At 69.9% G+C, this 13,261-nt stretch carries 11 protein-coding genes; 4 read left to right on the forward strand and 7 right to left on the reverse strand.

Features of this window, described 5'->3' with window-relative positions; all coding sequences use genetic code 11:
• Positions 1–16: 16 nt before the first annotated feature.
• Both OG776_RS25070 and OG776_RS25075 read right to left on the reverse strand, forming a co-directional pair.
• On the reverse strand, positions 17–982 hold the full coding sequence (locus tag OG776_RS25070) for a hypothetical protein (protein ID WP_148008724.1): 966 nt from the start codon (positions 980–982) through the stop codon (positions 17–19).
• A 95-nt stretch (positions 983–1,077) separates the two neighbouring features.
• The gene (locus OG776_RS25075) at positions 1,078–1,593 is read right to left on the reverse strand and encodes a hypothetical protein (protein WP_148008723.1); all 516 of its coding nucleotides are present in this window, start codon (positions 1,591–1,593) and stop codon (positions 1,078–1,080) included.
• Between the two features lie 148 nt (positions 1,594–1,741).
• On the opposite strand from OG776_RS25075, the gene OG776_RS25080 reads away from it, so the two are divergent.
• A complete protein-coding gene (locus tag OG776_RS25080; protein ID WP_329322556.1) occupies positions 1,742–2,164 on the forward strand; it encodes a spore-associated protein A in 423 nt (140 codons plus the stop codon).
• A 99-nt stretch (positions 2,165–2,263) separates the two neighbouring features.
• Positions 2,264–2,734, forward strand: a complete 471-nt coding sequence (locus OG776_RS25085) for a DUF2690 domain-containing protein (protein WP_187285570.1) — start codon at positions 2,264–2,266, stop codon at positions 2,732–2,734.
• A 113-nt stretch (positions 2,735–2,847) separates the two neighbouring features.
• Here the strand turns inward: OG776_RS25085 and OG776_RS25090 are convergent, their stop codons facing one another.
• The 3 genes from OG776_RS25090 to OG776_RS25100 all read right to left on the reverse strand — a co-directional run bounded on the left by OG776_RS25090 (position 2,848) and on the right by OG776_RS25100 (position 7,196).
• Entirely contained in the window at positions 2,848–4,506 is a 1,659-nt protein-coding gene (locus tag OG776_RS25090; protein ID WP_148008720.1) for an LCP family protein, read from the reverse strand.
• A 1,233-nt stretch (positions 4,507–5,739) separates the two neighbouring features.
• Positions 5,740–6,378, reverse strand: coding sequence for an HAD family hydrolase (locus tag OG776_RS25095; RefSeq protein ID WP_148008719.1), 639 nt, complete (start codon positions 6,376–6,378; stop codon positions 5,740–5,742).
• Between the two features lie 269 nt (positions 6,379–6,647).
• Positions 6,648–7,196, reverse strand: a complete 549-nt coding sequence (locus OG776_RS25100; RefSeq protein ID WP_148008716.1) for an acyl-CoA thioesterase — start codon at positions 7,194–7,196, stop codon at positions 6,648–6,650.
• 120 nt (positions 7,197–7,316) lie between these two features.
• Here OG776_RS25100 and OG776_RS25105 point away from each other — a divergent pair, with 120 nt between their 5' ends.
• Complete coding sequence (locus tag OG776_RS25105; protein ID WP_148008717.1) at positions 7,317–8,609, forward strand: LCP family protein; 1,293 nt, start codon at positions 7,317–7,319, stop codon at positions 8,607–8,609.
• Positions 8,610–8,725: 116 nt separating this feature from the next.
• Here OG776_RS25105 and OG776_RS25110 read toward each other — a convergent pair whose 3' ends face one another.
• Positions 8,726–10,246 carry an LCP family protein gene (locus OG776_RS25110; RefSeq protein WP_443077284.1) on the reverse strand — a complete coding sequence of 507 codons (1,521 nt, stop codon included), beginning with the start codon at positions 10,244–10,246 and terminating at the stop codon, positions 8,726–8,728.
• 126 nt (positions 10,247–10,372) lie between these two features.
• On the opposite strand from OG776_RS25110, the gene OG776_RS25115 reads away from it, so the two are divergent.
• Positions 10,373–11,407 carry a glycosyltransferase family 2 protein gene (locus OG776_RS25115; protein ID WP_329326520.1) on the forward strand — a complete coding sequence of 345 codons (1,035 nt, stop codon included), beginning with the start codon at positions 10,373–10,375 and terminating at the stop codon, positions 11,405–11,407.
• A gap of 106 nt (positions 11,408–11,513) precedes the next feature.
• Here the strand turns inward: OG776_RS25115 and OG776_RS25120 are convergent, their stop codons facing one another.
• Positions 11,514–13,259, reverse strand: coding sequence for an LCP family protein (locus OG776_RS25120; protein ID WP_148008714.1), 1,746 nt, complete (start codon positions 13,257–13,259; stop codon positions 11,514–11,516).
• Positions 13,260–13,261 lie beyond the last annotated feature (2 nt).

Raw genomic sequence — 13,261 nt, forward strand, 5'->3', positions numbered from 1 at the left:
CTTCCGCCGCGTCCGGTCAGGAACCGGACAGCTTGCCGCCGGCCAGCACGGTCGCGACCCGCCTCGACTGCTGGCGCAGTCCCTCCCGGGCCTGCTGCAGCTCTTCCGCGTGCCGGTCGATCTGGTCGTCCTGGTAGGCGCTCTCCACGGCAAACCAGATGCCGACGAGGTTGCCCCCCTTGGCGCACTGCCAGTCCGCCACGGCGACGCCGATCTCCTGCGAGGTCGCGGACGCGGTGTTCCACCGTTGGTCACCCGAGGCGTCGAACGTTCTCTTGTAGTTCGTGTAGCCCTGGGCACTCATGCACTTCTTCCACGCCGTCTGGGCCGCGATGACCCGGGGGTCCAGTGTCGAGTACTCGAAGGAGTGGGCCCGGATCTGCTCGGCCATGGGGGAGTGCCCGGCTCGCTGGTCCACGTCGCCGCCCGTGATGGCGCGGTCCGCCTCGCCGACACAGCCGCCGCTGGGCAGGCGCATGCCATGGTACGAACTGACCAGCCCGTGCGAGGAGGTGGCGGTCAGGACCGTGCGCACCTCCGCCGAGGGCGGGGTACCCAGGTGTTCGGGCAGGCTGCGCGGGTCGTTCTGCGTCATGTGGAAGCCGAACTCCCGGGCCACCTGGAGGGATTCGGGAACGCCGTACCGGCGCGAGTTCTTGCTGAAGTTCGGCAGCCGAGCCTCGGTGGGGGTGTACCTGACCCCGAACCGTCTGACGCAGCGCTGCTCCAGCGTGGTCATGGCATCGGTCGTCTGTAGCAGTTCGTGCCCCGTCGGCATGTAGCTGTCGACGGGCAGCGCGAGGTCCGCGGTGTCGGTGAGCTTCGCGATCGAGGTGACGCCGGGAATCCTGGAGACGGTCGGCCTCGGCTGCGCTCCCTGCGACGCGGAGCCGCCAGGCTCGTTCGAACAGCCCGTGAGGAGAGCGGCGCTGAGGAGGGCGCAGATCAGTCCGGCACGTGCCCGGCAAGAGGTAGTCGTCATGTGTGTCTCACGTCAGGGTGCCCTCACCGCCGTTCCGGAACCGGAACGGCGGTGAGGGAGCGGGGAAGGTCGGGCAGCCGGGGCGGGCGGACGGCTCAGCCGACGCCGATGCCGACCTGGGTGGCGGCGTTGTTGTTCCAGGTGTAGCCGAGCGCGCCGCCCTCACCGTCGTACGACCAGTCGTAGTTGCCGTTGAATCCGCTGTTGACCCAGACGGTGCCACCGCGGTTCTCGAAGTACTCCGACTCCATGGCGGTCGCGTTGTTCTTCACAATCTGGCCGGAACCCGTGCCCGAACCGCTCTTGAAGGTGTAGCCGGCCAGGTTGGAGACGCTGCCGTCCTTGCCCCAGATCGCGCCGGTGCCGTTGTTGACGAAGAAGAGGCACAGCGGCTGGAAGTTGCCCCCGCCGAGGACGGAGTTGCCGCACCGGCCGGTGGCGTTGCCGGTGGAGTGGTGGGTGCTGACCGCCTGCGCGGGGACCGCGAGACCGAGTACCGCGGCACCGGCGATGGCAGCGGTGATGAACTTGGCCTGGATGCGCACAAGGACTCCCTTGATGTCGTGTTCATGTAAATGGCGGCAACCCGGGTTGACGCCGAATTGGATCATGGTTGTTGATGTCCCGTCAATCTCCTTATTCGGACGTCATGTTGTGGATCGAGTGGGCGAAATTTGCCCTTGCCATGACAAGAATCCTTGGCCATGATCTTCCGGTCGATCAAGTGATCGATCGGAAGAGTCATGTGGGGGATCCGAGATGATCATGTCCGTACGCAGGAGACTTGCGGGATGTGCGGCGGCGCTGTCGATCACCGTCGGGGGCCTTGTCCTCGCGGCGGCTCCGGCCCAAGCCGCCGGTTACAACGGCGCCTGCGGCAGCGGCTACGGCGTCATCGACTCCATGAGCGTGGGCTTCCAGGGCGCCGGCACCACGTACCTCACTTACAACAGCTCCAACGGCTACAACTGCGTCGTCACGATGAACAACACCGGTTCGACGCAGTGGGTCAATGCCGAGATCGAGGTCTCCGGGGGCAGTTGGAACGAGGACTCGGGTCAGTACCGGTACTACGCCGGTCCGCGCTACGTCTACGCCGCCCACCACTGCATCGACTGGGGCGGCTATGTCGCCCACAGCTCCGGTGTCACCGACATCGAGTGGAACGACCACTGCAGCTGACGGCTGCCGTCGTTCACGCACGACCCGATCCCGTCAACCCGCCCACACTGACGAGCACATGAGGCTCCGTCAGCGATGTGTCATGCCCAGGGAGCAGAGATGAACACGAAGAAGAGGACGCTCGCCCGCATCGGCGTGCTGGCCGGAAGCGTCGCCCTGTCGGTGATCGCCGCGACCGGAGCCGCGAACGCGTACACCAACGACGGCACCAGCCCGGCGTCCACCGGCTGCGCGGACGACGGGACCACGGTCGCGTCCGCGCCCATGAAGAACGCCGGCGGCACGCAGGGCACCATCGAGCTGCGCTACAGCCTGAAGTGTCACACCGCCTGGGCCCGGCTCACGCTCAACTACACCCAGTTCGCGTGCGGAAACGCCTCCGCCGGTTACGCCTGCGCCGCGGCGACCGTCACGCGCAACGACGACGGGCGCTCGTACGGATGCACCATCAGCCAGGGGCAGAGCCAGTGCTACACCCCGCAGGTGTACGACAAGGGCATGACGTCCTTCGCGAAGGGATACATCGACATCGTCAGCGGTGAGATCCAGACCAGGACGGCCGCGTACTGATCGCCCGCGTGCGCTGATCGACGGCGGATGCCGGAGGGGGCCGCAGCTCCGTGACGAGCTGCGGCCCCCTCCGGCATGCACGCGCTCGTCGACGGCGCGGCACGGGCCCCGGCTCACTCCCAGGTGAACCCCTTCTGGATCTCCATGCACGCGTCCTCCTTGTCGCCGCTCAGCACGGCCGCGGACTTGGGTGCCTTCGTCGGCTGCGCGGACGCCGGATAGGCTGTCCCCGTACGCCAGTCCCCGCCCACGATCAACGTGACGCCCGAGACGTCCGTCGACTTGCGCACCGAACTCACCGGGATCCCCATCGCCTTGGCCACCGCCTGGGCATCGCCCTCCAGGTCCGCACTGGGGTAGAGGACGGTGGTCTCGGCCTCCGGGGTCAGCTCGGTGTCCTTCGCGGCCTGCGTGAACCCCTTGCCCCGCAGGGCCTGTTCGACCGCGAGGGCCCGCTGGGGTGTCGGTGCCTGGCCGTTCACCCCGGTGCCGTTGCGGACCTGCACGGCGATCTGGTCGTCCGGTGCCGCCGGGTCCTTCGACGTGTCGTCGGCCTTCTGCTTCGCGCCGTGGCCGTTCAGCGGAGTGTCCTTGCGGATCATGGAGATGAGCTGGTCGGCGTCGCCCGGCATGGGCACGAGCCGGTTGTGGTCCTGCGACCACTGCTGCGTGGGCAGCGTCGTCATGGTGATGCCCTTGGTGGGCACCTTCTTGAAGTCCTCGGACAGGTCGTACAGCTTCTTGACCGTGCCCAGACCCTCGTCGACCGTGAGCGCCTTCGTCGCGGTCTCCGCCAGGCTGCGCATCTCGTCGGGGTTGCTGAGCGTCGCGTTCTTGCGCAACTGGCGCACCATCGAGTTCATGTACATGTGCTGCGCGTGGGTGCGGCCGAGGTCCGTGCCGTCCTCGAAGCCGTAGCGGGTGCGCAGCCACTGCAAGGCCTGCTTCCCCTTGACCGGTGTGGTCCCCGCCTTCAGCTTCAGGCCCGACCCGTGGCCGTCGGAGGTATGCGAGTAGACGTTCTGCCGCACGCAGACCGGGACGCCGCCGATGGCGTCGGCCATCGACACGACCCCGGAGAAGTCGACCATCATGAAGTGGTCGATGTGGATGTCGGTGAGCTTCTCCCAGGTGGCGACCGTGCAGCCGGGGCCGCCGCGGCCCAGGGACTCGTTCGCCATGGAGAGGGAGAGCGCCTCGTACACCTTGTGGGTGTGCGGGTCCGTGCACTTGGGGATGGAGATCATGGTGTCGCGCGGGAGACTGACCACGGACATGTTGCTGCGGTCGGCCGAGACGTGCACCAGCATCTGCACATCCGCGAGCGGAGGCCGGCCCACATCGCCCTTGGACCCGCCCAGCTTGAGATCCTCCGCGGTGTTCCGGCTGTCCGAGCCGATCATCAGGATGTTGAGCGGCTTCTGGCCGGCGGCGTTCGCGGTCGGCTTGGGCGCGGCGTCGTCGCCGAGGTTCAGCTTGTCCTTCTTGATGTTGCTGTTGAGGTGCTCGTAGTAGAGGTAGCCCGCCCCGGCGGTGCCGAGTATCACCACCGTCAGTGTCATCGCCGACCAGCGCAGTATGCGCCGTTTCGGGCGTGCCGGCTTGGACTCCGCTCTGCGCCTCCGGCTTCCGCCCTGCGGCTCGCGGCCGTCGGACCCCGGGCCGTCCTTGCGGAGTCCGTCGGCCGTGCCTTGTGCCTCTCCCGCCCCACCGGAGTCGCCGCGCCGAGTGTGCGGCAGAGCCCCTTCTCCGCGCACGCTGCTTCGTGTCATCTTCCTGCCCCTCCCGCCCCCGGCATCCTCACCGCGGCTTCGTCTCGCGTCCCGGTATCCGTCCCAGAGACGGACCGGGGCAACCTGTCGCCCTCCCCGCCGGCCGTGTGCCCCTGAAGACCTGGACACAAGCCGGGCGAAGTCCCGGCCACGGCACCTTTCGTGGCGTGGCCGCGCTCCTCCACTCAGTGAGACGCAGAATCGGCCCCCGAGGTCACCGGGCGGACCTGACCTCATCGGCCCTCGACCTCGAAACGCTGGGCCGGTGCCTTCGTCGGAGTGGTGAGCGGTACGCCCGCGCCGCGTACTCGAGAACCTCGTCGGGCGTCAGCAACGTCGCTGACGCTCCCCCATGGCCGACACCGCTCTCGCCGGGCCGACGGCGCGACGCCAAGGGCCTTGCGGTGACAGCCAGTTCACAGACCTGGTAGGCCTGGTCAGGAGCGTACTCCAGCGTCTCCCTCCGCCCCTTCGAGGCGGTGTCGCCGAAGTGGGCGGACGTGAACGCGCTCTGCCGGTCCCGCGGCCGGGGACGGAGCGTCCGCCCGGAGCCCCCTGACGCCCGCGCGCGGCGGACGCCTGCCTGGGCCCCGGAGGTCGCGGAGCGGAGGCCCCTGCGCCGGCCCGCATCCGTCGCCCGCTGTCTCTTCGCCACGAGAGCCGTGTGCGCGGGGCCGCCGAACGGTTCCGCGCCGCGGTCGCCGCTCTCCGGGACGCCGGCGGCGAAACACCGGAAGCCGCCGCGCGCGGTCGCGCTCACGGGGTCCGCCAGGCGGGGAGTCGCATATCACCGGGTGCCTGGACCCGCCCAGGACGTCGGTGCCCGCGTGGCGGAACCGGGCGCCCCGCGCGTCGGCGGTCAGTCCGGACACCATGCCGCCGCTGGTGCACAGAAACCTTTTGCCCATGGACTTCTCCGTCGCCCGGCCAGACGCGTCGAGGCTCTCCGCCCATCCACGGCCTTGCGTGTCCACGGTCCTCTTGTCCTCCGTCAGGGCCGCGCGGTGCGCCAGGCCCCGAAGGCCCTCGGTCGGTCACGCGCTCGGGCGGTGCGTGACTCGTGGTCGAACGCACCGGATCGCTCACACTATCGCCACAGTCGAGCACCGAGCGACAGTGGTGAGTATTTCTACTTCAGTACAACCGGTCAATCGGTCCGGTTCCGGGGAATAAGGATCGCCCCTTGGTGCACGCTTTACCGTCGGCGGCCCGAATCCGAGGGCCGGCGGACGGTCACAGGGGGTTCAGCGCGCGGCGCAGGTCCTCGGGTCCGCGGTAGTGGACGGCCCGCATCCCGAGGGCGGCCGCCGCCTCCACGTTCTCCAGGGTGTCGTCCACGAACAGGCAACGTCCGGCCGGGACGCCGGCCCGTTCGACGGCGATGTCGTAGATGCGCCGGTCGGGCTTGGCGATGCCCACCCGCGCGCTGCTGACGACGTGGTCGGCGAGATCCGTCAGCCCCAGGGCCGCCAGGTCCTCCTCCAGCTGTACCGAGGTGTTGGTGACGAGGACCAGCGGTACGCGGGCGCGGGCCTCGCGCAGCAGTGACACCACGACCTGGTCCGCGCGGAACGGCGTCCGCACGAGGGCCTCGGCCAGCTCCCGGGCCGTCGCCTCCGGCACCAGTCCGGCCAGCCCCTGGACGGCGGACCGCGCCCACTCGTCCGGCGTGACCCGCCCCACCACCAGCGGCAGCACCGTGTCCGGCGCGAAGGCCAGCTTCATGGTGGTGCCCTCGGCCAGCCCGGCGGCACGCTCCAGCGCGTTCAGGCCGGACGGGTCGTAGACACGGATCACGTTGTCGACGTCGCACAGCACCGCGTCGAAGGAGCGCCCGCCGGGGCCGGGCCGCACGTCGGAAGAGAGGGTCATGCCGCCCACCCTGACATCCCTCTCGGTCCCCCCGCCCACCAGGTCCACGACCGAAGCGCCCCGTCAGGGGCGCGGGGAACGGCGCGAGCAACCACTCCCGTCCCGCACCCGAAAAACCCTCGCCCGGGCCCCGGCGCACCCACACCCGCACCCCGAGGGGAGCGCCCCCTCAGGGGCGCAAGCCCCAGGGCCCCGGGCCGGGGTCGTCAGGACCCCGCACGCACGTACGCACCCCCCACCCACCCCACCTGCCAACGCCGCCCGAGGCGCTACGCATCCAGCCCTTCAGCCACCCGCTTCTCCCGCAGTTCCATGATCGCCCGGCGGCGGGCCAGCCGGTGGGTGCGGCGGATCTGCGCCTCCTGGTAACGCCGCTCGTCCCGCTCGGTCTCCGGGAGCACGGGCGGAACACGGCGCGGCTTGCCGTCGGCGTCGACCGCGGCGAAGACGAGGTACGCGGAGCCGACCTGCTGCGCCGGCGTGGACTCGTTCCACCGCTCGGCGAGCACCCGGACGCCGACCTCCATCGACGTCCGTCCCGTCCAGTTGACCTGGGCCTTCACATGGACGAGGTCACCCACGCGCACAGGTTCGAGGAAGGCCATCTCGTCCATGGAGGCGGTGACCGCGGGCCCGCCGGAGTGCCGGCCGGCCACCGCGCCCGCCGCGTCGTCCACAAGTTTCATGATCACCCCGCCGTGCACCGTGCCCAGGAGGTTGGTGTCGTTGTGGGTCATGATGTGGCTGAGGGTGGTCCGGGACGCTGAGGTCGGCTTTCCCGGAATATCGGATTCCGGAGTGGGCGCCTGGTCTGTCATGCCCTCCACCCTATGCGGGGTAAGGGCACGGTCCGCTTTGCATCAGCTCTGCAACAGGCGTGACCCAGATCTCCCCCCTCTCTTGTTAGGCGCATGGTGCGGCCCTGCACACTGGTCCGCATGAACGATTGGCCCGACGGGTGGGACGACAGCCGCGACAACGGCGGCAACCGTTACGGTCGCGGCAGCGCGGGCGCACAGCCCGAGAGCGCCCGCGTCATGCGGCAGGTTCGGCGTGGTCCGGCGTCGCCCGGTCCGGGCCCCGGCGCCCCGCCCTACGGCGGAGTGCCCCAGCAGCCGGCCTACGGGGACGGCGACGGTTACGACAACGGATACGACTCCGGCTACAACACCGGCCAGGTCTACGGATCGCCGAACGGCCCCGGAGGCCCGCAGGGCCCCGGTGGCACCGGCACCCGGGATCCGCGCCCCGCGCCGAACTGGCGGCGCCGGATCAAGTGGACCGCGATCACGCTGGTCACACTGCTGGTCGTGGTCTCCGTGGGCACGTACTTCTGGGCGGACTCCAAGCTCCACCGTGACGTGGACCTCTCGAAGGTCATCGACCGGCCCGAGGCGGGCAAGGGCACGAACTACCTGATCGTCGGCTCCGACAGCCGCGCCGGCATGTCCGCCGAGGAGAAGAAGAAGCTGCACACCGGGTCCGCCGAGGGCAAGCGCACGGACTCCATGATGATCCTGCACACCGGTGACAACGGCTCCACGCTGATATCCCTGCCCCGCGACTCCGACGTCGAGATACCGACCTACAAGGGCTCCGACTCCGGCAAGACGTACCAGGGCACCGGCCGGCACGTGAAGCTGAACGCCGCGTACGCCGAGGACGGCCCCGAACTCCTCGTGCGGACCGTCGAGTTCAACACCGGTCTGCGCATCGACCACTACACGGAGATCGGCTTCGGCGGCTTCGCGAAGATCGTGGACGCGGTCGGCGGTGTCGACATGACCCTCGACAAGGGCTTCAAGGACAAGTACTCCGGCGCCGACTTCAAGGCCGGCAAGCAGACGCTGAACGGCGAGCAGGCCCTGGCCTTCGTCCGTACCCGGCACGCCTTCGCCGCCTCGGACCTGGAGCGCACCAAGAACCAGCAGAAGTTCCTGGCCGCCCTGGCCCACCAGGTCGCGACCCCCTCCACGGTCCTGAACCCCTTCACGCTCTACCCGACGATGGGCGCGGGCCTGGACTCGCTGACCGTCGACAAGGACATGAGCCTGTGGGACCTCGCGGACATGTTCTGGGCGATGAAGGGTGTCACCGGCGGCGACGGCAAGTCCATGAACATGCCGATCTCCGGTTCCACGGGCGGCAACCTGGTCTGGGACAAGACCAAGGTCAAGGAGCTGGTCGGCGAGCTGCGCAACGACGACAAGGTGACGGTCTCGGGCAACTGAGAACCCCGACACCCCACCCGTAGGACGGGACGTACGGCAGGACGTACGGCAGGGCCCCGCCGAGCACCTCGGCGGGGCCCTGCCGCGTGCCCGGACACGACTCCCCGCGGCACGCCTCAGCGGCACAGCACCTCGTCGCCGGTCACCACGGACGACGACTCCTGCTGGGGCGGAGCGTCCACCCGTACCCGCCTGACCTCCTTGAAGTCCGCTCCCGCGAGCACCTTCAGCACCGGCCCCTGCCCGGCGGCCGCGCGCAGCTCACTGCCGGGCAGCGCCGCGGCCAGGGAACGCGCGGAACGGTCCCAGCGCGGGTCGTACGTGATGACGGTGTGCTTCAGGCCCGTCTCGCGCGCCACGGCCGGCCGTCCCGTCGTACGGAACCCGCTGGCGGCGAGCGCGCCGTCCACCCGCCGGCCGAGGCCCTCCGTGGACGTCGCGTTCTCCACCTGGACCTGGATCAGCTGCGGGGCCACCTCGACCCGGGCGACCGGGTCGGCCACCGGCTGGTGCGGCGGGGCGAGCGGCCTGTCGTCGCGCAGTGCCCGGAAGAGCTCGGCGGCCTTCGGCCCGTCCCACTTCAGCGTCGAGCCGATGCCCTTGACGGCGTAGCCCATCTGCCCGATCGGCACGGTCGTGAACTCGGAGGAGGAGGGGGAGAAGTTGCGCATCGCCCGGCCGAGGTCCAGCAGCTCGTCCGTGCCGAAGCCCTTGTCCGCGCGGACCGAGCCGAGCACGGCCCGGGTGACGTCACGGAACCTCATCGGGTTCAGCAGCACCCCGGAGGAGGTGGCCCGGCCGATCAGCGCCGCCAGGAACCGCTGCTGGCGCTGCATCCTGCCGAGATCGGAGGCGCCGTCGACGTGCCGGGAGCGCACGTACTGCAGCGCCTGCCCGCCGTTCAGCTTGTGCGGGCCGGCCGTCAGGTCGAGTCCGGTGTACGCGTCCTTCAGGGGCCGCGTGGTGCAGATGTCGACGCCGCCGAGCACGTCCACGGTCTTCATGAAGCTGGTGAAGTCGACCTCCAGATAGTGGTCGATCTTCAGGTGGGTCATGCTCTCGACGGTGCGCACGGTCAGCTGCGGCCCGCCCTCCGCGTACGCCGCGTTGAGCTTGATCGGATGCGGGCCGTGCGGGACGCCGGTCACCGGGTCGGTGTGCGCGGGCGCCTCGGCGTACGAGTCGCGGGGCAGGCTGACGACGCTGGCGCGCTCCTTGTCCGCCGCGATGTGCACGATCATGACCGTGTCGGTGCAGTGGCACGGTGCGCCGCCCAGGCGGTACTTCCGCCGCTCCTGCTCCGTGATCCTGTCACGGCCGTCGGTGCCGACCAGCAGGACGTTCATGCCGTGGCCCGCGGCGGGACGGTTCTTCATGTCCTTGAAGGGGTCGACCCGCGCGATGTCCGCGTCGAGGCTGGTGACCACCGCGTGCCCGATGCCCGCCGAGGCGAGGACCACCACCGACAGCGTGGTGACGACCCGCATGGCCCAGCGCGGCCGCCTCCTCCGTACGGCGGGCCGCGCCGCGGGCCGCCGGGTACGGGACGGCTGCGGGCGGCCCTGGAGCGGGGGACGCCGGGGACGCGTGGGGTCGGGAGCGTGGGGCGGGGCGGCGGAGCGGGGCGACGTGGGCAAGGGGGACACCTCCGCGAGGCTGGGCGTGGGGATGCGTGAGCACGGTAGGCAGATACGATCTGCTGCCCGGCCCGTAGACAGGGCGGCGCGCGCCCGTGTCCCCCATTCGCGGTAACGTGACGTCCGATGAGCGAGAAGTCTGGCGTGCAGCCCCCCGCCGTATCCGTGATCATGCCCGTCCTCAACGAGGAGAGGCACCTGCGCGGAGCCGTCCAAGCGATCCTGGCGCAGGAGTACGACGGCGAGATGGAGGTGGTGATCGCCATCGGCCCGTCCACGGACCGTACGGACGAGATCGCGGCCGGACTCGTCGCCGAGGACCCGCGCGTTCACACCGTGCCGAACCCGACCGGCCGCACCCCCGCCGCGCTCAACGCGGCGATCAAGGCGTCCCGGCACCCCGTCGTCGTCCGCGTCGACGGGCACGGCATGCTCTCGCCGAACTACATCGCCACCGCCGTCCGCCTCCTGGAGAAGACCGGCGCGCAGAACGTCGGCGGCATCATGCACGCCGAGGGCGAGAACGACTGGGAGCACGCCGTCGCCGCCGCGATGACCTCGAAGATCGGCGTGGGCAACGCGGCCTTCCACACGGGCGGGGAGGCCGGCCCGGCGGAGACCGTGTACCTCGGCGTCTTCCGCCGCGAGGCGCTGGAGCGGCAGGGCGGCTACAACGAGGAGTTCATCCGCGCCCAGGACTGGGAGCTGAACTTCCGGATCCGGGAGGCGGGCGGCCTCATCTGGTTCTCGCCCGAGCTGAAGGTGTCGTACCGGCCACGGCCCTCCGTCAGGGCCCTCGCCAAGCAGTACAAGGACTACGGACGGTGGCGTCACGTCGTCGCCCGCTACCACGAGGGCTCCATCAACCTGCGCTACCTGGCCCCGCCGGTCGCGGTGTGCGCGATCGCGGCGGGCCTCGTGGTGGGCGCCGCGCTCACGCCCTGGGGCTTCCTGATCCCCGGCGGCTACCTCGCGGCGATAGCCGCCGGTTCGCTGCCCGCGGGCAAGGGGCTGCCGGCCGGGGCCCGCCTGCGGATCCCCGTGGCCCTCGCCACCATGCACATGTCCTGGGGCTTCGGCTTCCTGACCAGCCCGCGCGCGCTGGCCCGCAAGGTGATCGCCTCCCGCCGCCCCGCGGTGCGGGAACCCGCCGCTTCCTGAGACGAGGGCCCGGCGGCACGGGTACGCGCCGCCGGGCCCCACTCGTCCCGCTGCCGCCGCGGGTCCGCCCCGTCCGCACGGACGTGCGGCGGACCCGTCGGGTCAGCTACGAGGCACACTTCACCTTGTCCGCCGTGGACTTGTCCACGTCCGGTGCCTTCGTCGCCGCCGTCAGCGGCTCTCCCGCGCCCTTGAAGTCCTTGCCCAGTGTCAGCGTCATCGCGGGCAGCCCCTGGGAGTTGGTCACGCTCTTGCCGGGCTTCAGAGCGGATCCGGACAGCCCCATGATCGCGGCCAGCCTGCGTGCCTGAGGCGCCTGGTCGGGTGCGTACTCCAGTGTGGTCCTGCTCAGTTGCGCGGGCGCGTTGCCGGCGTTCTCGGACTTCTGCACACCCTCGGAGTTCTGAAGCCAGGCGAGGGTCAACTGCGCGGAGCCGCCGGCGGCCCCGCCGTTGAGGATCCGCACCCGCACCTCGGAAGCCGCGGACTTGGTGCCCTTGAGGCGTGCGGCCTGGGCGTCCTTCGCCGCCTTCTCCTTCTTTTTCACCTCGGTGAAGGAGACGTCGTCCTTGATCGCGCCGAAGACGGCGGGGGCCGCGGCCGGATTGACGATGACCGTCTTGTGGTATTTGCCGTCGGCCGGGTTGTCGAGCACCGGTACCGTCATGAAGCTGATGTTCTTCGTCGGCACCTTCTTCAGCTCCAGGGCCACGTCCTTGAGCGTGCTGACCTTTCCTATGCCGGTGTCCACCGTGAGTGCCTTGGTGGCGGCCTCGGCCAGGCTGATCAGCTTGGACGGGTTGGTGAGGGTGTCGCTGGAGCTCATCTTGCGCATGAGGGAGCCCAGGAACTGCTGCTGCACCTTGATGCGGTCCAGGTCGCCCTCGTTGCCCCAGCTGTGGCGGGTGCGGACGAACGCGAGCGCCTGCTCGCCCTCGACCTTGCTCTCGCCCGCGGGCAGTTTGAGGTGCGAGTCCTTGTCGTCGACGGGGTGCGCGAGACAGACGTCGACGCCGTCCACGGCCGTCGTCAGTGTCTTGACCGCATTGAAGTCCGCCATCATGAAGTGGTCCACCGAGATGCCGGTGAGCTCCTTCACCGTGCGCATCGTGCAGCCCGGGTCGCGGCCGTCCTGCCCCAGGCTGATGTTGAAGCGGACGTTGTCGGTGCCGGGGATGACCTTCGTGCTGCCGTCGGGCTGCTTGGTAGGGCAGTCGGGGACGTTCGCGATCAGGTCGCGAGGGATGCTCAACGCGGTCGCGTTCGTACGGTCCTTGGAGACGTGCAACAGGATGTTGGTGTCGGCGTGCCCGACACTGTTCGCGTCGCCGTAGCCCTCGTTGCCCTTGCCGGTGCGCTTGTCGGTGCCGATGATCAGGACGTTGAAGGCCTCGTCCTTGCTGAAGCCCTGTTTGCCCGCGCTGCCGACGTCCGTCGTCGTGACGTTGCCCTCAAGGTGCTTGAGGTAGAGATATCCCGCCGCCGACGCGGCGACGAGCACGAAGGCCATCGAACCGCCGGTCCACAGCAGGACCTTCTTCGCCTTCGACTTCTTGGGCTTCGTCCGGCGACGGCCCGGAGGCGGCTCCGGGGGAGCGCCACGTCGTCGGCGCGGCCCGGGCACATCGGTACCGGGAGGTGCCTGGCGGTCCCGCTCCGGCGCCGTGCGCGCCCGCTGTCCCTGCCTCGTCCCGGCTCCTGTCGGCGCGGGATTGCCGCGCCGTGGTCTCGGAACTCCCGACTGCGGTGCGGAACTGCTCAGTCGCAGTTCGTATTCACCGGTGTTCGGGTTGAGCACCCATTGGTCTGCGGGATCGATATTGTCCGCCCGCCCACGGCCTTGCGCGTCCACGG

The organism is Streptomyces sp. NBC_01689, from assembly GCF_036250675.1.
Classification (GTDB): Bacteria; Actinomycetota; Actinomycetes; order Streptomycetales; family Streptomycetaceae; genus Streptomyces.